The following is a 16,587-nucleotide window of genomic DNA, read 5'->3' as shown; positions in this document are numbered from 1 at the left end:
CCTTGAGCGACCGCTGACACCCGCTGACAACCTGCTGACAGCCCGGACCGGGGCGGTGTTTCACGTGAAACACCGCCCGCACGGCACGGCGGCGGGGTCCCGACCCTCCCCGGGGTCCGCATCGTGGACAACTACGCTCGGGACATGAACGCAGAAGCTGCCCACGCGCTCGCCGCCGTGAAAGACGCCGACCGGAAGCACGTTTTCCATTCCTGGTCGGCGCAGGAGCTCATCGACCCGCTCGCCGTGGCCGGGGCCGAGGGCTCGTACTTCTGGGACTACCAGGGCAACCGCTACCTCGACTTCTCGAGCGCCCTCGTCTACACCAACATCGGCTACCAGCACCCGAAGGTGACGGCGGCCATCCAGGAGCAGGCGGCCAAGCTCTGCACCGTCGCGCCCGGCTTCGCCGTCGACGTCCGCTCGGAGGCGGCCCGGCTGATCGCCGAGCGCACCCCGGGCGACCTCGACAAGATCTTCTTCACCAACGCGGGCGCCGAGGCGGTCGAGAACGCCGTACGGATGGCCCGGCTGCACACCGGCCGGCCCAAGGTGCTGTCCGCGTACCGCTCGTACCACGGGGCCACCTCCACCGCGATCAACCTGACCGGTGACGCCCGCCGCTTCGGCAACGACACCGCGACCGCCGGTGTCGTGCACTTCTGGGGGCCCTTCGCCTACCGCTCGCCCTTCTACGCGGCCACCGAGGCCGAGGAGTGCGAGCGCGCCCTGCGCCACCTCGAGGACACCATCGTCTTCGAAGGCCCGCAGTCCATCGCCGCGATCATCCTGGAGACCGTCGGCGGAGCCCCGGGCGTGCTCGTGCACCCCGACGGCTACCTGGCGGGCGTGCGCGAGCTCTGCGACCGCTTCGGCATCATGTTCATCCTCGACGAGATCATGGTCGGCTTCGGTCGCACCGGGCGGTGGTTCGCCTCCGAGCACTGGGACGTCACCCCCGATCTGATCTGCTTCGCCAAGGGCGTGACCAGCGGATACGTCCCGCTCGGCGGGGTCGCCATCTCGGCCGCCATCGCCGAGACCTTCGCCCGCCGCCCCTACCCGGGCGGGCTGACGTACTCCGGGCACGTGCTGGCCTGTGGGGCCGCCGTGGCGACGATCAACGTCATGGAGGAGGAGGGCATCGTCGAGCAGTCCGCCCGCACCGGCGCGGAGCTGCTGGGGCCGGGTCTACGCGCCCTCGCCGAGAAGCACCCGTCGGTCGGGGAGGTCCGCGGTCTGGGCACCTTCTGGGCCCTGGAGCTCGTACGGGACCGGCAGACGCGCGAGCCGCTCGTCCCGTACAACGCCTCCGGGGCGGACAACGCGCCGATGGCCGAGTTCGCGGCCGCCTGCAAGAAGGGCGGGCTGTGGCCGCTGACCGCCGGGAACCGCATCCACGTCGCCCCGCCCTGCAACATCGGCCCGCAGGACGTGGCCAAGGGCCTCGCCATCCTGGACGAGGCGCTGTCGGTCGCGGACACGCACACCGTCTGACCTGCTGCGCTGTGCGGTCGCCCAAGCCGTGGGTGCCGGTGTTCGGATGATCTGTACGGGTAACAACGCCCTTCGCGCATGTTGCAATCCGAAGCAGCACCTACGGACCGGGATGCACGTCAGTCCCGGGGCGGCCCCTCGGGGCCGAACGGCGGGGAGCGGGACGTCCTGCGGTCGGGGGCGGGCGCTGGACGCCGGGCGTACGGGATCCAGACCACCGGACTCCGTGTTCCCGAGGCACCGAAGGAAGACACCATGAGCAAGCACGTCCTGGCGCAGAACCAGTACGGCAAGGCCGAGAACCGCATCGTCAAGGTCACCCGCAAGGGCGGCGACGGGTCGTGGCACGAGATCCGCGACCTCAACGTCTCGGTCGCGCTCCGCGGCGAGTTCCGCGACGTCCACCTGACCGGCGACAACGCCAACTGCCTGCCGACGGACACCACCAAGAACACGGTGTACGCCTTCGGCAAGGAGCACGGCATCGCCTCCCCCGAGGCCTTCGGCATCCTGCTCGCGAAGCACTTCGTCTCCTCCCAGTCGCCGATCCGCGAGGCGCAGATCCGGATCGAGGAGTACGCCTGGGAGCGGATCCCGGTACCGACGCGCAAGGAGCAGCACTCCTTCGTCCTCAAGGGCCAGGAGGTGCGCACCGCGCAGATCACGTACAGCGAGACGACCGGTCTGCAGGTCATCTCGGGTCTGAAGGACCTGACGGTGATGAACTCGACGAACTCCGAGTTCCACGGCTACATCAAGGACAAGTACACGACGCTCAAGGAGGCGTACGACCGCATCCTGGCGACGAAGGTCACCGCGCGCTGGGCGCACTCGGCGCTGGCCGCCGACGACGCCTCCTACGACTGGGACCAGTCGTACAAGAAGGTCCGCAAGAACATGCTGGAAGCGTTCGCCGAGACCTACTCGTACTCGCTGCAGCAGACCCTCAACCAGATGGCCGAGCGGGTGCTCGACCACTGCCCGCGGGTCAACGAGGTACGCCTGAACCTCCCCAACAAGCACCATTTCCTCGTCGACTTGGAGCCCTTCGGCCTCAAGAACGACAACGAGGTCTACTTCGCGGCGGACCGGATGTACGGCCTGATCGAGGGCACCGTGCACCGCGACGGCGTACAGCCGGTGATCGCGACGAGCGACTGGATCGTCGCGTAGGCCGCTACTTCTCGACCGGTTGCCCGAGCTGGAGGTTCCACCGGCCGAGCCGTCCGGTGAGGCTGGTCACCGTGTCAGGGCGTACGTCGAGGCGCCAGAACGCGGTGGCCGGCAGCTCCAGCGCGGAGACGACGGCCGCCCGTACGACGGCCTGGTCGACGACGGCTCGATGCGTGCCGGTGGGCAGCGCGGCGAGGGCGGCGCCGACGCGGGCGATCAGCGCGGTGACGGACTCCCCGCCGGGGGGCGCGTAGTCGGGGTCCGTCAGCCAGCTCCGGACGGCGGCCGGATCCTCGGCGGCGACCTCGTCCAGGGTCCGCCCGGCCCACTCCCCCGAGTCCGGGCCCTGCAGGCCCGCGTACCCCGGGCAGGGATCGCCGTGGCCGAAGCGGACCTGCCGCGAAACGTCGTCGAACGGACGTCTCACGAACTGAACTCGTACTACGGCGCTCTTCATAAGCGGAGCGTAAACGCGGTACGGTCTCGGACGACAACCAAAAAAAGACGACGGTATGACGGAAGTACCGGTGAAAATCCGGCACGGTCGCGCCACTGTGAATCCTCCCGGAGGGGGAGAAGTCAGACCCGCCATGTCGTCGCGAGCACCACTGACCGGGACGCGTGTTCCCTCTGGAGGTTCTGCCATGGCTCACTCCGCCGTGCCCACGACGGCCCCTGCCGTCACCCCGATCTCGCTCTCCGCGCTGGCCCCCTGGGCCCTGTTCGTCGGCGTTCTGATGCTGGTCCTGCTCTACCTCGTCGGTGCCGAGCAGGGCGCCACCGCGCTCTTCGAGGGCGACACCGTCCACGAGTGGATGCACGACGGCCGCCACCTCCTCGGCTTCCCCTGCCACTGATCTCCACCTCGGCAAGGGAAGAACCGAATCATGAACTCCATTTCCCCCCGCGTCCTGCTGGTCCGGGGCATGCTGGCAGGTCTGCTCGCCGGCCTGGCCGCGTTCCTCGTCGCGTACGTCCTCGGTGAGTCGAAGGTCGACGCGGCGATCGCCATCGAGGAGGCGGGTCACGCCGCCCACGAGCACGGCGAGGAGGCGGCCCCGGTCAGCCGGGCCCTCCAGGCCACGGCCGGCCTCGGCACCGGCACGCTCCTGTACGGGGTCGCGCTCGGCGGCATCGCCGCGCTCGTCTTCTGCTACGCCCTGGGCCGGATCGGCCGCTTCGGCCCGCGGGCCACGGCCCTGCTGGTCTCGGGCGGCCTGTTCGTCGCCTTCAACCTGGTGCCGTTCCTCAAGTACCCGTCCAACCCGCCGGCCGTCGGGGACCCCGACACCGTCGTCCGGAGGACCACCCTCTACATCCTGATGATCGCGTTGAGCGCGCTGCTGGCCGCGGGCGCGCTCATCCTGGGCCGGCGCCTGGCGCCCCAGCTCGGGAACTGGAACGCCTCGATCGTCGCCTCGGTCGGCTTCGTCGTGGTGGTCGCCGTCGCCTACGCGGCCCTGCCCGGCATCAACGAGGTCCCGGCGGACTTCCCGGCCGCCCTGATCTGGCAGTTCCGCCTCGCGACCGTGGCCATCCAGGTCGCGATGTGGACGACTTTCGGCCTGGTCTTCGGTTTTCTTGCCGAACGGGCCCTTGCCCCGGCCGCCGCACCCCAGGAGGCTGTACAGCCCGCGAGCTGACGATGAGGGGGCCGGCAGTACATGCAGACGGCGATCTGGGAATGGCGCGGCTGGACGGGCGCCGTCCCGTTCTGGCTCAACACCGTTCTGCTGCTCCTGGCCCCTTTCACCGCCGCCACGCTGCTGGCCCAGGTCGGCATCATCACGGCCCTGGCCGCCCTCGGCGGCCTGGCCCGCCACCTCTGGTTCGGCGACCACGGCCACCCGGCCATCCACCTCGCCGCCGCCCTCATGGGGGCGGCGGCGGTCGTTTTCGTCCTCGTCTGACGTTCCACGCCCGGGGCCCCGCTCGCCCGGCCCCGAGGGACGTCGGGCGGCCGTCCACCCCCGCGCGCGGCGCGGTGCACTCGTTCGGCCGTATCTTGCCCAATCCTCGGGACAGGGGCGGTGCACCCGGCACCAGCTGGGAAGACGTCCGGAGCGGGCTGTCGACACGCCTGTGACGCGGCGTCAATCTCCCGCGTTGTAACCGGTACTGACGGGCAGCGAGGGGTTCCACTGCTCTCAGGAGCCCCGGCCGCCGGAGCCGGGGATCGGACCAGGAGGGAATTCCATGCCCCGCGCCAAGTGGGTGGTCGGCGTGCTGACAGTGGCTCTGCTGGGCACCGGCATAGGGATGTTGCGGAGCACCGAGGGCGCGCGGCCCGCCGCGGCGACTGCCGCCGACGCGCTGCCCTCGCGGGCGCTGGGCCTGTCCGGCCACCGCCGGCTCGTCGAGCAGCTGGAGCACTCCGGGCAGCACGCCGCCGCCAAGGGGCCCCGACCTGGGCGGGCCGCTGCCATCACACCGCTGCGGGCCGCACGGCCGCTGCGGCTCCACATCCCGAGTCTGGGAGTCGACCTGCCGCTGGGCGGGGACGGGGACGAGGCCTCCTGGGACCACGACACGCCGCCCCCGGGCTCGGCCGGCACCGCCGTGGTCACGGCCGCCGACCTGCGCCTCGCCGAGCTGCGACGCGGTCTGACCGTGGAGATCGCGCGGGCGGACGGCCGTACCGCCGTCTTCACCGTCGACCGGGTCTCGCCGGGCGGGGTCAGCGGTCGCGGGCAGCGGCCCGGGCGGGCCCAACTGCGGCTGGCCAGCGGTGAGACCACGGTCCTGGCGCGGCTGACCGGCCGGCACCGCACCCGCTGACTCCCGCCGGCGCGGCCTCCGAACGCCCCTGACCGCCCCCGACCGCCCCGCGCAGCCGCAGCCCCTCGGGTTCCTGTCATCCGAGGGGGGTGTCTTCGTCCCCCGGTCGGGGGCTTCTGCGGTCCGGTCGGGGAGCCTTCCGGCGTGTCGGGGCAGACCCCTCGCATGAGCGGGACACGGCATGCACGCACGGCACTGGCCAGGGCCCTTTCGGCGGCCTGCGTCGTGCTGCTGTGCCTGTTCGCGGCCGGTCCCGCCGGCGCGGCGGCCGCAGCGGCGACCGCCGTAGAGCGCACCGGGTCCGGCGCGCCGAGCGAGCCGGGCGCCCCCGTCGAGGGTGAGTCCGATCCGGCCACGGATCCCGAAGTACGGCCCGCCGTACGCCTCGTCGTGCGCGGACTGCCGGGTGTACGGCAGCTGCCGCGGCCGGTGTTTCACGTGAAACACGCCGGTCAGACGATGCGCGCCGACTCGTACGGGGCGGTCGGGCCGACGCCGTCCGCGTGGACGGTGCGGAGTGTGGTCCTGCGCTGCTGAGCGGGCCGAGCAGCAGCGCGTCCCCCCACACCCCCGAACACCGTGAGGTTTCCGGCATGCCCATCGACCCGTACGCCGCCCTGAACGCCATGCTCCGCGCCGAGGTCACCCGCTACACCCCGCCGGCCCCGAAGCCGCCGGGCCGCGGAACCGCCGCCGGCGAGGACACCGCTGCCCCCGCCGCCTCCGTGGCCGCGGTGGCCACCTCCGCCACCGGGTCCGATTCCTCGCCCGAGGACTGAGCCCCGGGATACGGGCAGGCGCCGGTTCCCGTGCGGGGACCGGCGCCTGCCGCGGCTTGCGGCTCAGGCCTCGCGTTGGTGGAAGCGGTAGAACGCCACCAGCCCGACACCGACGCCGGTGATCAGGCCGATCCAGCTCGAGCGGAGGACCGAGTGGTCGGTGAGGCTGTTCAGGTAGCCCACGGCGATGCCGGCGAAGACGCCGTACGCCGCGGCGTGCACCTCCCGCTTCAGCCGGGGGCCGACGCGGGCGAGGGCGAACATGATGCCGGCGAAGAGGGCGCCGCACAGGATTCCGTAGAAGACGTTGCCCGCATCGACCGGTCCCGTCTGGCGCTGCATGAAGGCCGCCCAGACGCCGTAGACCAGTCCGAGGAGCAGCGCCCGCGTCAGCTGGCCCTTGCTCGCTTCGTCCATGCCGCTCGCCTGCAAGTGCCGCCTCTGGGCGGTGGGTGCCGCATGTGCCATGACAGGGCTCCTCTCTCCCATCATCCAGGGCACACCCGCCACCCGCGACCGGCAAGTGGATCAGTGGATCGAGCGGGGGATCGGTGGATCGGGGGATCAGCTGCCGCGTACCGCCACGACGTCGAAGACCTGCTCGCCGGGGGCCGAGACGATGTGGCTGTAGCCGAAGCCGGTGGGGTCGTGGAGTCCTGCCGGGTTGGTCATGCTGCGCGTCATTCCGAGCTCCCGAGTCAGTTGTCCGGGTGGGTCGGCCGTCGCTCGTCCTGGCCGGTCGGTCGTGCGGTGGGCCGGTCCCCGGCCGCGAGCCAGGCGCGCAGCCGGGACGCGGCCTGTGGTGCTTGCTGCTCGGCCCGGCGCCGGATCCCGTCGAGGTCTTCCGCGGCGAGGGCCTGGCGTCAGGCCCGTTCGGCCCGGGTCATGGCGTGCGCGATCGCGCACGCGGGGCCGTCGTCCGCCACCGGGGCGGCGCCCGGCCCCTGCTGCCGGATCTCCGTGCACCGGAAGGCCTCCTCGGTGCCTTCGGCGGCGGCGACCACGTCCATGAGCGTGATCTCGGCGAGCGGGCGGGCCGGCCGGAAGCCTCCCCGGGGCCCGGACGTGGAGGTCACGGTGCCCGCCCAAGGGCGCCACGCGCCGCGGCACCCCACCGGCCCCCGCCTGAACGCCCTCCACCCCCCGTTCGGCACCCGCCACCCGCCCGCAGCAGCACCGCTCGCGCCGCGCACCGTCCCGGCTTTCCCTGGTGACGTGCGCACCTTCCTCTCGGCGGTACTCGTCGTCCTCGTGACCGTCCTCGTGCCCGCCGGCGCCGTCGCGTACTGGGCCGACCGCGAACTGGGCAACGCCGACCGGTACACCGCCGCCATGTCCCCGCTGGCCGAGAACGCGGCCGTCCAGGGCGTCGTCGTCACCCAGGCGAGCCGCGCCCTCGCCGGGCAGATCGACGCCGGCCCCTTCCAGGGCGGGGTCGACGCCCTGCTCGGCGAGGCCCTGCGCTCCTTCACCGGCACCCCCGCCTACCGCACGGCCTGGGACGCGGCCAACCGCGCCGCGCACGCCGCCTTCCTCCAGGCACTCACCACCGGCGACGGCAATGCCGTCACCATCGACCTCGCGCCCGTCATCGGGCAGATCAAAGGGGAACTCGTCGCCGACGGGGTGCCGTTCGCCGACCGCATCCCCGTGACCCACGTATCGGTGAAGGTCATGGAGTACGACAACCTCGGCGCGCTCCGGAAGGGCTTCCGCATGCTGCAGATCGCCGGCATCTGGCTTCCCGTGCTGACCGTGGTGCTGGCCGCGGCGGCGATCGCCGTCGCCGTCCGCCGGCGCCGCGCCGTGATCGCCACCGGTCTCGGGGTCGCCGTCGGCGCCGTCCTGCTGTGGATCGCGGTGGCCGTCTGCCGCCGGCTCACGCTGGACGATCTGCCGGCCGACATCGACCGGGCGGCCGCCGCGGCGGTGTACGACGCGCTCACCGCCTTCCTGCGCACCACCGCCTGGGTGATCCTGGCGATCGGGCTCGCCGCCGCTCTCGCCGCCTGGCTGACGGGCCGACTACGCCGCACCCCATAAGCTCGGAAGGTACCAACGCACGCAGACCGCCCCAGAAGAACGCAAGAAGAACGCAAGACCACGGAACAGCGCAGAAGAACCGATTCACGAGCGGCCGCACGGAAGCTGAATGAGCACCGAACGCACCGAACAGATACCGTCCGGGCGACCCCGGCACCGTCCGCTGGCTCCGCCCGCCTGGCTGCTCAAGGGACTGCGGCCGAGCACCGCCCCGATCCCCTGGGCCGCGGCCGCGCGCGCCGGCGTCGCGATGGCCGCCCCACTCGCCGTCGGCTTCGCCCTGAACGAGCCCGAGTACGGGGCCCTCGTCTCGATGGGCGCCCTGTCCGGGGTCATCGGCGACACCGCCGACGCCTACCGGATGCGGATCCTCAACATCGCCGTGCCGCAGCTCTTCGGCGCGGTCGGAGTCGCCCTGGGCACCCTGGTCTTCGGCCACGGCTGGCTCGCCGTCGGCGCCCTCACCCTGGTCGCCCTCGTCTCCGGGATGATCTCCTCGATCGGCACGGTCGCCTCCGTCTCCGGACTGCTGCTGCTCCTCAACGCCGTGGTCGGCGCCGGCCTGCCGCTCCCCCGGCCCTGGTGGACGGCCCCGCTGCTGCTCGCCGCGGGCGGGCTGTTCGTCCTCCTGCTGACCCTGCTGGGCTGGCCGCTGCGCGGTCGGCAACCGGAGCGCGCCGCCGTGGCGGCCACCTACCAGGCCCTCGCCGACGCCCTGGAAGCCGCGGGCGGACCGGACTACGACGAACGCCGCCGGGAGGTCACACACGCCCTGAACCAGGCCTACGACCTGGTGCTGGGCCGCCGCGCCCGGGTGCACGGGCGCAGCCCCTCCCTCGTACGGATGCTGGCCCAGCTGAACGTCGTGATCCCGCTGGTCGAGGCGGCACCCGCCATGCACCTGCGCGGCAGAGCGCTGCCGCCCGAGATCCCGGCGGCCGTACGGGACCTGGCACGGGCCGTGGAACAAGGCCGCACCGGAAAACCCGTACTGAAGCTGCCCGCACCGCAAACCCCCGCCGAACGGGCCCTCGACGCGGCCCTGCGGCATGCGGCGGCCATCGTGCACCTGCCCGACCCGGACCTGCACAACGTCGACGACCGGCTCGGCCGGCCCGCCGCGCTGACGGTCCGGGCCCGGCGGGCCGTACGCGACATGATGCTGTCCGGCACCTCCTGGCGGTACGGGCTGCGCCTCGCCCTGTGCATCGGGCTGGCCCAGTCGCTGGTCTCCCTGGTGCCGGTCGAGCGGTCCTACTGGATCGCGCTGACCGTCACCTTCGTCCTCAAGCCCGACTTCGGCTCGGTGTTCTCCCGGGCCCTGCTGCGCGCCCTGGGAACGGCGGCCGGGCTGGTCGTGGCCGCCGCCGTGCTCGCCGAGGTGCCGCGCGGCTGGTGGGACGTGCCGGTGATGGTGGTGCTCGCCGCGCTGATCCCCGTGTTCTCCGTCAAGGGGTACGCCTTCCAGACCGCCGCGATCACCCCGGTGATCCTCCTGCTCTCGGACCTCCTCAACCACCAGGGCTTCGACCTGATCAGGCCCCGGCTGCTGGACAGCCTGATCGGATGCGCCATCGCCCTCGTCTTCGGCTATCTGCTGTGGCCCGAGAGCTGGCACACCCGCATCGGCGACCGGCTCGCCGACACCGTGGACGATGCGGCCCGGTACGTGGAGCGGGCCTTCGGGGGCCATCCGGAGACGGAGGCCGGGCGTCAGGCCGCCCGGACCGCCCGGCTCCAGGCTCGGCGGCGGATCTACCGCGACATGTCGGGCGTACGGAACGAGTTCCAGCGGGCTCTGACCGAGCCACCGCCGACGGGGGCCCGGGCCGCCGCCTGGTGGCCGCTGGTCGTCGCCGTCGAGCGGATCGTGGACGCGACCACCGCCGCCCGGGTCCGGGTCAACCACGGCGCCCAGGCCCCCGGCGACGAGGAGGTGGCGAGCGTCATCACCGACCTGCGCGCCCTCGCCGAGGGGGTCCGCAGCGCCCGGACCCCTGCCCAGCTGAGCCCCGCGGCCCCGCGGCCCGGGGACGAGTCCTCCGTCCTGGCCCCGGTGCGCCACGAGGTGGCGGCGGCCCGCGCGATCGCCTCCACGGACCACTGACGCCGGACGGTCCACAGGGCCCCGGCCTCGGGTCCGTCGCCCGAATGGCCCCGGGGCCGGGCCCGCACGGCCCGGGCGGGAGAGCATCGGTGCATGAGGCGCCTCTTCCCGCGCGGCCGCGCAGCGGCCCCGGTCCTCGCCGCCGTCCTCGCGGCGACGGCCGGGTGCGCCGATGTGGAGGGCTTGCAGAGCGACGGCGACCTGGGCACGGTGCACGCCCCGGAGACCCTGTGGGAGAACATCCACCCGGACCCGCCCGGCCCGGGCCAGCAGCCCGGCAAGGCCGCCGTGGTGCCGGGACTGCCCAAGGTCGCGAACCTCAGCATGCGGGGCGTGAACGCGGTGGACGTCGTACGGGCCGACATCACGGCCGCCACCGCCGAGGACGGCGGGACCGGACGCCTCGTCGACCCCCGGGCGGTGCAGCGGCTCGAGCTGTGTACACAGGCTGTGGACGGCGGTCCGTACTGCCCGGTGCGGCCCGCGGTCCTGCGCGACGTGACGGGCAACGGCCGGGAAGAGCTGATCACCGCCCTGGACGTCGACGGCCGGATCAGCGAACTGCGCGTCTACACCGTCCGCGACGACGGGTCGATCGCGCGGATCCTGTCCCGGCGCGGAGTGCTCGAGGGCGTGGAGGTGGCCGCCGAACACCTGGCGGTCCGCGAGCCCACCTCGAACCCGGACAAGGTCTCCGTCTCCGACTACGTGTGGGACCCGAAGGCCGGGATCATGAACCTCTCCCAGCTCACCCTCGACGAATGCGCCGGCACGAAGGACAGCGCCCCGTGCTCGACGAGCAGGGTCTGAGGGGGCCGGGCCTCGATGCGGGTCATGAGCAGCCTGCGCTGGAAGATCGCCCTGACCATCGCGGCCGTGTGCTGCGCGGTCGCGGCGGCGCTCGGGATCCTCGTGCACAACGTGGTCGCCCGGCAGATCGTCGGGGAGGTGCGCAAGGACGCGGACCGGGAGCTGGACCACGCCCTCGCCCACTACCAGTACGGCACCGCGCACGGTGACGTGAACCTCGCCCTCGACCCGCCCGGGCTGCCGGGGCCGCTGCGGAAACTGGTGGCACGCGGCCTGACCGGCAGCATGGTCGGCGAGCACGACGACGTACCCGTCATGTGGGCCGCCGCACCCGCCGACGGCAAGGCCCTCACGATCTGGATCCCGTACGAGAGCACCCGCCACCGGCTGCGGGACATCGACACCGCGATCCTCGCCTCGTCGGCGCTCGCAGCCGGAGTGGTCGCGCTGGCCGGCGTGTTCCTCGCCCACCGGATCAGCCGGCGGCTGACGACCACGGCCGCCGTGGCCCGCCGCATCAGCGCCGGCGACCTGGACGCACGCGTGGGGTTCCCTGCCGAGGAGGACGGTCCGCACGGCGCGTACGACAGCAGCGGCCGGCGTCGGCCGCGCCACCGCGACGAGGTGGGGGACGTGGCGCAGGCGCTCGACTCGATGGCCGCGTCCCTCCAGAAGCGGATCGAGGCGGAGAAGCGCTTCACCGCGGACGTCGCGCACGAACTGCGCACCCCGCTCACCGGCTCGCTGGCGGCGGCCGCCCTGCTGCCGGACGGCCGCCCCAAAGAGATGATCAACGACCGGCTCAAGGCCCTGCACCTGCTCACCGAGGACCTGCTGGAGATCTCTCGGCTGGAGTCCGGCGTCGAGCAGGCCGACCTGGCCCGGGTGGAGCTCGGGCAGGCGGTGCAGCGGGCCGTCACGGCGACCCGTCTGGAGGCCTCGGTACGGGTGGTCCGGGACGCGGTGGTGCTCACCGACCGGCGGCGGCTGGACCGGATCCTGGCCAATCTGCTGGTCAACGCCGACAAGCACGGGGAGCCGCCGGTCGAGGTCACCGTCGAGGGCCCGGTGGTGGTCGTGCGCGACCACGGGCCCGGCTACCCGCCCGAGCTGATCGAGGAGGGCCCGCAGCGGTTCCGCACCGGGGACCCGGGCCGCGGCCGGGGCCACGGGCTGGGCCTGACGATCGCGGCCGGCCAGGCGGCGGTCCTGGAGATCGCCCTGAGCTTCGCCAACGCACCCGACGGCGGGGCGGTGACCACGCTCAGGCTTCCCGTGGGCCGCCTGACAGACGGACATGTCGACTGAAACGCCACCGGGTGGGCGGTGTTTCACTGGGGCACCTCCCAGCGGTGGCTGGGGGAGAAACACCGCCCACCCGGGGTGGATTCAACCGGTCAACTGACCCTGCCCACCGGCCGGATCAGACGCCGACGTTCTTGCCGTCCTTGCGCCAGACGGACACGACCGCCGGACGGACGATCTTGCCGGGGCCGTCGGGCCACACCGACTGGGGCTTCTCGACGGACGCACCGTCGATCTCGCCCGGGTGCTGGACGGACACGAGGACGCGCTTGTCCTGGACCAGCGGGCCGCAGGTCTCGGCGCCGCGGGGCACGGTCAGGAACTGCTTCAGCTCACCGCGGCGCTCACCCGCGGTGGCGACACCGAACAGGCCGTCGTGCGAGCCGAGCTGGTTGCCGTCCGTGGAGATCCACAGGTTGCCGTGCGGGTCGAAGGTCACGTTGTCCGGGCAGGAGATCGGGCTGACCTTCTCCTTCGGGAAGCCGGCGAAGAAGGTGGACGGGTCCTTCGGGTCACCGGCGACCAGGAACAGGCGCCAGGCGAAACCGTCACCGGCCGGGTCGTCGAAGTTCTCGGCGAGCTCCAGGATCTGGCCGTGCTTGTTCAGGTTGCGCGGGTTGGCCTCGTCCGCACCGGCCTTGCCGGCCTTGCCGCGGTCGCTGTTGTTGGTGAGGACCACGTACACGCGGCCGGTGCGCGGCGAGGGCTCGATGTCCTCGGGGCGGTCCATCTTGGTCGCGCCCACCTTGTCTCCGGCCTCACGCGTGAAGACGGCCACCTCTTCGGCGGTCATGCCCTCGACGTGCGAGACGTTGCCGGAGGGGGCGGAGGTGAGGAGCTTGATCCACACGCCGGAGCCGTCGAACTGGCCGTCGGAGGGGAGCTTGCCGGAGCCGTCGATCTCCGCGGCCGGGGAGTCACCGGTCAGCTTGGCGACGTACAGGGTGCCCTCGTCGAGCAGCGTGAGGTTGTGCTCCTTCGCCGCGCGCGAGTTGCCCTTCTTCATCTGCTTCGACGAGACGAACTTGTAGAAGTAGTCGAACTTCTCGTCGTCGCCCATGTAGACGACCGGGCGGCCGTCCTCGGTCAGGCGGGGCTGGGCGCCCTCGTGCTTGAAGCGGCCCAGCGCGGTGCGCTTGCGCGGGGTGGAGTTCGGGTCGTACGGGTCGAGCTCGACGACCCAGCCGAAGCGGTGCGACTCGTTGGGCTCCTGGAGCACGTCGAAGCGCTTGTCGAAGCGCTCCCACTTGCGCTCGGTGGCGCCGGTGGTGACGCCGTAGCGCTTCAGGCGGGCGGCCTGGACGGGCTCGGTGACCTGGCCGGCGTTGGCGAAGTACTGGTTGAAGTTCTCCTCGCCGTGCAGCGTGGTGCCCCAGGGGGTGGTGCCGCCGGAGCAGTTGTTGAGCGTGCCGAGGACCTTGGTGCCGGTCGCGTCGACGGAGGTCTTCACCAGGGCGCTGCCCGCGGCCGGGCCGGTGAGCTTGAACTCGCTGGTCGCGGTGAGGCGGCGGTTGAGCTGGTGGCGGTTGACCGCGGTCAGCTTGCCGCTGCGGTGGTCCTCCTGGACGACGACGACGCCGAGACCGTGCGCGGCCCAGGCGATCTCGACCTGCTCGCGGGTCGGGTTCGCCGGGTCGTAGCCCTTGAACATGAGGATCTCGTCGGTGTACTCGTGGTTGGCCACGAGGAGCTGCCGGCGCTCGTAGTCGCTGCCGAGCGGGAGCAGCGAGAGGAAGTCGTTGTTGTAGCCGAACTGGCCGGCCTGGGCGGCGGCGGTCTGCTTGTCGGCGTTGAACCCCGGAGCACCCTTGACGATCGGCTCGCCCCAGCGGATGACCACGTTCTGCTCGTAGCCCTCGGGGACGGTGACCCGGTCGTCGGTGTTCGGCGCGACGGCCTTGAAGCGCAGGCCGCGGGCACCGGCGGCGTCCGCGCCGGCGCCCTGGGCGTCGGCGGCCGGGGCGGCGGTGGCCGAGGAGCCGTTGCCGCTGAGGGTGACGGCGGTACCGGCAGCGGTGGCGACCGTGACGACGGCGGCGGAGCGCAGCATCGAGCGGCGGGAGTAGGCGCGGGCGATGACGTCGCCGACGTACTCGTTGTCGCTCTTGTTCGGCACCTCGTGGAAGCAGGCGTCACCACAGCGGTAGCGGCAGGTGAGGGCGGAACGGCCGCCCCCATGCGGGTTGCCTATGAGCGGCAGAAGCTTGCGCACGAATGTCCTCCGTAGATGCACGGGCGCCGACGTCATGTCGGTCGAATCCAGCGGTGACGGTAGGCGCGGGTTGCGCCGAGGCGGCGGCGGCGGGATGAACGCCCGGTGAACCGGGCACGTCGGTGCGGGAGTTCGGCAAGATGGGGTGTGTGCTGGGCGGGCCGGGCGCCACGAAGGGCGCCCCTGCCGAAGTTCCAGCCAAGCGGCCGATAACCTTACGTGTCCACTCTGGGCAGGGATCAACCGCGCAGCACGGACAAATGACGCACGCACTCATGCGAAAGGCCTGGCCCATGGGTATTCGGAGCTTGTTGCGCAAGGTGTTCGGACGGTCTGCCGAGGCGGTTCCGGAGACGACGGACGGCACTTCGGCAGCCGTCCCGAACCAGGCGGAACGCACCCCCCTGGACGTGGCGGCCGAACTGGTCGCGGCGTCCTTCGACAATCCGACGGTTCCCCCGCAGTCCGCTCCGCGGGACCGCGAACCGGGGACCCTTCTCACCGCCCCGGCGCCGGACCCCACGGTCCCGGAGGCCCGCCGCCCCATGCCGGGGTCGGTTCAGCAGGACCCCCCGGCTGCGGCGAAGCCGGTCGCCGAGCCGGCAGCCGAGCCCGAGGCCGCGCCCGTCGTGGCCGAGGCCGAGGTCGAGGCCGAGGCCGAGCCGGAGGAAGTCACCGCCGAGCCGGTCGCCGAGGTACAGCCCGAGGGCGAGGCCCCCGAGGCCGAGGCCCCCGAGGCCGAAGCCGTCGCAGCCGAGGCCGAGGCCCCCGAGGCGGAGCCGGTCGTCGAGCCCGAGTCGGAAGAGGCCGTCACCGAGGTCGTTGCGGCCGCGGAGGCAACCGAAGGGGCCGTGGCCGAGCCGGTGGCGGCCGAGGCAGAGGCGCCCGCGCCGGAGGCCGTTGTCGAGGTCGTCGCCGAGCCGGTGGCCGAGGTACAGCCCGAGGCCGAGGCCGAAGCCCCCGCGGCCGCATCCGAGCCCGAGGTCGAGGTCGTCGCGGCCGAGGCCGAAGCCCCCGCAGCCGAGCCCGAGGTCGAGGTCGTCGCAGCCGAGGCCGAGACCCCCGTGGCCGAGCCCGAGCCCGAGTCCGAGGTCGTCGCAGCCGAGCCCGAGCCCGAGGTCGTCGCAGCCGAGGCCGAGCCGGCGGTCGAGGTCGTAGCCGAGCCGGTGGCCGACGTCGAGGACATCGTGGCCGAGCCGGTCGCCGAGGTCGGCGTGGACGGGCCCGCCCATGCCCTGGCTGTCGTGAAGCGGCAGGCGCCCGGGGTGGCCGGGGCCTACAAGGCCGCCGGTCAGGTGCTCCGGGGCAAGGGCAAGGCCGGTGCGCGGGCCAAGGTGTACCTGGTCCTGGACCGGTCCGGGTCGATGCGGCCGTTCTACAAGGACGGCAGCGCCCAGCACCTCGCGGACCACGCCCTCGCCCTCGCCGCCCACCTCGACGACGAGGCGACCGTGCACACCGTGTTCTTCTCCACGGACGTGGACGGCACCGCCGACCTGACCCTCGACGCCCACGACGGCGCCTGGGTCGAGGCCCGCCACGCCGAACTCGGGCACATGGGCCGCACCAGCTACCACCGCGCCGTGGAGCAGGTCATCGAGCGCTACCAGAAGGACGGCGGCGACCACCCCGCCCTCGTGGTGTTCCAGACGGACGGTGCCCCGGACAGCGTCCGGCCCGCCAAGCAGGCCCTGGCCGACGCCGCCGCCTCCGCGCCCGGTGTCCACTGGCAGTTCGTCGCCTTCGGCGACCACGACGCCAAGGCCTTCGACTTCCTGCGCAAGCTGGACGCCGAGAACGCCGGCTTCTTCCACGCCGGCCCCGCCCCGGCCGAGCTGACCTCCACCGCACTGGTCAAGGGCCTGCTCCAGAGCTTCTGAGCC

The 16,587-nt window shown here is 72.6% G+C and carries 17 protein-coding genes; 13 read left to right on the top strand and 4 right to left on the bottom strand.

Going from position 1 to position 16,587, the window contains the following annotated elements:
* The first annotated feature begins 144 nt into the window (after nucleotides 1–144).
* Both ACZ49B_RS34145 and pucL read left to right on the top strand, forming a co-directional pair.
* Nucleotides 145–1,497, top strand: a complete 1,353-nt coding sequence (locus tag ACZ49B_RS34145) for an aminotransferase class III-fold pyridoxal phosphate-dependent enzyme (RefSeq protein WP_468313769.1) — start codon at nucleotides 145–147, stop codon at nucleotides 1,495–1,497.
* Between the two features lie 255 nt (nucleotides 1,498–1,752).
* Nucleotides 1,753–2,670 (top strand): factor-independent urate hydroxylase, encoded by a 918-nt coding sequence (gene pucL, locus ACZ49B_RS34140; RefSeq protein ID WP_468313767.1) that lies wholly within the window; start codon nucleotides 1,753–1,755, stop codon nucleotides 2,668–2,670.
* Nucleotides 2,671–2,674: 4 nt separating this feature from the next.
* Here pucL and ACZ49B_RS34135 read toward each other — a convergent pair whose 3' ends face one another.
* Nucleotides 2,675–3,127, bottom strand: a complete 453-nt coding sequence (locus ACZ49B_RS34135; protein ID WP_468313765.1) for a histidine phosphatase family protein — start codon at nucleotides 3,125–3,127, stop codon at nucleotides 2,675–2,677.
* A 187-nt stretch (nucleotides 3,128–3,314) separates the two neighbouring features.
* On the opposite strand from ACZ49B_RS34135, the gene ACZ49B_RS34130 reads away from it, so the two are divergent.
* From ACZ49B_RS34130 to ACZ49B_RS34105, 6 genes are all read left to right on the top strand, one after another.
* Nucleotides 3,315–3,527 (top strand): CbtB domain-containing protein, encoded by a 213-nt coding sequence (locus ACZ49B_RS34130; RefSeq protein WP_365951090.1) that lies wholly within the window; start codon nucleotides 3,315–3,317, stop codon nucleotides 3,525–3,527.
* A gap of 30 nt (nucleotides 3,528–3,557) precedes the next feature.
* Entirely contained in the window at nucleotides 3,558–4,313 is a 756-nt protein-coding gene (locus ACZ49B_RS34125) for a CbtA family protein (protein ID WP_468313764.1), read from the top strand.
* 21 nt (nucleotides 4,314–4,334) lie between these two features.
* The gene (locus tag ACZ49B_RS34120; protein ID WP_468313762.1) at nucleotides 4,335–4,580 is read left to right on the top strand and encodes a hypothetical protein; all 246 of its coding nucleotides are present in this window, start codon (nucleotides 4,335–4,337) and stop codon (nucleotides 4,578–4,580) included.
* A 286-nt stretch (nucleotides 4,581–4,866) separates the two neighbouring features.
* A complete protein-coding gene (locus ACZ49B_RS34115) occupies nucleotides 4,867–5,448 on the top strand; it encodes a class F sortase (protein ID WP_468313760.1) in 582 nt (193 codons plus the stop codon).
* Between the two features lie 165 nt (nucleotides 5,449–5,613).
* Entirely contained in the window at nucleotides 5,614–5,985 is a 372-nt protein-coding gene (locus ACZ49B_RS34110; RefSeq protein ID WP_468313758.1) for a hypothetical protein, read from the top strand.
* Nucleotides 5,986–6,041: 56 nt separating this feature from the next.
* Nucleotides 6,042–6,227 (top strand): hypothetical protein, encoded by a 186-nt coding sequence (locus tag ACZ49B_RS34105; RefSeq protein ID WP_468313756.1) that lies wholly within the window; start codon nucleotides 6,042–6,044, stop codon nucleotides 6,225–6,227.
* 63 nt (nucleotides 6,228–6,290) lie between these two features.
* Here ACZ49B_RS34105 and ACZ49B_RS34100 read toward each other — a convergent pair whose 3' ends face one another.
* Entirely contained in the window at nucleotides 6,291–6,695 is a 405-nt protein-coding gene (locus ACZ49B_RS34100) for a hypothetical protein (protein WP_468313753.1), read from the bottom strand.
* 395 nt (nucleotides 6,696–7,090) lie between these two features.
* The gene (locus tag ACZ49B_RS34095; RefSeq protein WP_468313751.1) at nucleotides 7,091–7,303 is read right to left on the bottom strand and encodes an Rrf2 family transcriptional regulator; all 213 of its coding nucleotides are present in this window, start codon (nucleotides 7,301–7,303) and stop codon (nucleotides 7,091–7,093) included.
* A 139-nt stretch (nucleotides 7,304–7,442) separates the two neighbouring features.
* On the opposite strand from ACZ49B_RS34095, the gene ACZ49B_RS34090 reads away from it, so the two are divergent.
* The 4 genes from ACZ49B_RS34090 to ACZ49B_RS34075 all read left to right on the top strand — a co-directional run bounded on the left by ACZ49B_RS34090 (nucleotide 7,443) and on the right by ACZ49B_RS34075 (nucleotide 12,495).
* Nucleotides 7,443–8,270, top strand: coding sequence for a hypothetical protein (locus ACZ49B_RS34090; RefSeq protein WP_468313749.1), 828 nt, complete (start codon nucleotides 7,443–7,445; stop codon nucleotides 8,268–8,270).
* A gap of 109 nt (nucleotides 8,271–8,379) precedes the next feature.
* On the top strand, nucleotides 8,380–10,377 hold the full coding sequence (locus ACZ49B_RS34085) for an FUSC family protein (protein ID WP_468313746.1): 1,998 nt from the start codon (nucleotides 8,380–8,382) through the stop codon (nucleotides 10,375–10,377).
* Nucleotides 10,378–10,470: 93 nt separating this feature from the next.
* On the top strand, nucleotides 10,471–11,187 hold the full coding sequence (locus tag ACZ49B_RS34080) for a hypothetical protein (RefSeq protein WP_468313744.1): 717 nt from the start codon (nucleotides 10,471–10,473) through the stop codon (nucleotides 11,185–11,187).
* Nucleotides 11,188–11,211: 24 nt separating this feature from the next.
* A complete protein-coding gene (locus ACZ49B_RS34075; protein ID WP_468313741.1) occupies nucleotides 11,212–12,495 on the top strand; it encodes a sensor histidine kinase in 1,284 nt (427 codons plus the stop codon).
* A 115-nt stretch (nucleotides 12,496–12,610) separates the two neighbouring features.
* Here ACZ49B_RS34075 and ACZ49B_RS34070 read toward each other — a convergent pair whose 3' ends face one another.
* Nucleotides 12,611–14,704 carry a PhoX family protein gene (locus tag ACZ49B_RS34070; protein ID WP_468313739.1) on the bottom strand — a complete coding sequence of 698 codons (2,094 nt, stop codon included), beginning with the start codon at nucleotides 14,702–14,704 and terminating at the stop codon, nucleotides 12,611–12,613.
* A gap of 293 nt (nucleotides 14,705–14,997) precedes the next feature.
* On the opposite strand from ACZ49B_RS34070, the gene ACZ49B_RS34065 reads away from it, so the two are divergent.
* On the top strand, nucleotides 14,998–16,584 hold the full coding sequence (locus ACZ49B_RS34065; RefSeq protein WP_468313737.1) for a VWA domain-containing protein: 1,587 nt from the start codon (nucleotides 14,998–15,000) through the stop codon (nucleotides 16,582–16,584).
* Nucleotides 16,585–16,587 lie beyond the last annotated feature (3 nt).

The sequence above is a fragment of the Streptomyces sp. NPDC031132 genome, assembly GCF_055570595.1.
Note: the sequence above shows the minus strand (reverse complement) of the source record. Positions and strands in the feature narration are given on the sequence as shown.

Bases quoted from the DNA above. Each gene is read 5' to 3' on its own strand.
- ACZ49B_RS34110 (WP_468313758.1), top strand. From the start codon at position 5,614: ATGAGCGGGACACGGCATGCACGCACGGCACTGGCCAGGGCCCTTTCG.
- ACZ49B_RS34115 (WP_468313760.1), top strand. From the start codon at position 4,867: ATGCCCCGCGCCAAGTGGGTGGTCGGCGTGCTGACAGTGGCTCTGCTG.
- ACZ49B_RS34085 (WP_468313746.1), top strand. From the start codon at position 8,380: ATGAGCACCGAACGCACCGAACAGATACCGTCCGGGCGACCCCGGCAC.
- ACZ49B_RS34065 (WP_468313737.1), top strand. From the start codon at position 14,998: ATGGGTATTCGGAGCTTGTTGCGCAAGGTGTTCGGACGGTCTGCCGAG.
- ACZ49B_RS34075 (WP_468313741.1), top strand. From the start codon at position 11,212: ATGAGCAGCCTGCGCTGGAAGATCGCCCTGACCATCGCGGCCGTGTGC.
- ACZ49B_RS34145 (WP_468313769.1), top strand. From the start codon at position 145: ATGAACGCAGAAGCTGCCCACGCGCTCGCCGCCGTGAAAGACGCCGAC.
- pucL (WP_468313767.1), top strand. From the start codon at position 1,753: ATGAGCAAGCACGTCCTGGCGCAGAACCAGTACGGCAAGGCCGAGAAC.
- ACZ49B_RS34135 (WP_468313765.1), bottom strand. From the start codon at position 3,127: ATGAAGAGCGCCGTAGTACGAGTTCAGTTCGTGAGACGTCCGTTCGAC.
- ACZ49B_RS34130 (WP_365951090.1), top strand. From the start codon at position 3,315: ATGGCTCACTCCGCCGTGCCCACGACGGCCCCTGCCGTCACCCCGATC.
- ACZ49B_RS34100 (WP_468313753.1), bottom strand. From the start codon at position 6,695: ATGGCACATGCGGCACCCACCGCCCAGAGGCGGCACTTGCAGGCGAGC.
- ACZ49B_RS34105 (WP_468313756.1), top strand. From the start codon at position 6,042: ATGCCCATCGACCCGTACGCCGCCCTGAACGCCATGCTCCGCGCCGAG.
- ACZ49B_RS34125 (WP_468313764.1), top strand. From the start codon at position 3,558: ATGAACTCCATTTCCCCCCGCGTCCTGCTGGTCCGGGGCATGCTGGCA.
- ACZ49B_RS34120 (WP_468313762.1), top strand. From the start codon at position 4,335: ATGCAGACGGCGATCTGGGAATGGCGCGGCTGGACGGGCGCCGTCCCG.
- ACZ49B_RS34080 (WP_468313744.1), top strand. From the start codon at position 10,471: ATGAGGCGCCTCTTCCCGCGCGGCCGCGCAGCGGCCCCGGTCCTCGCC.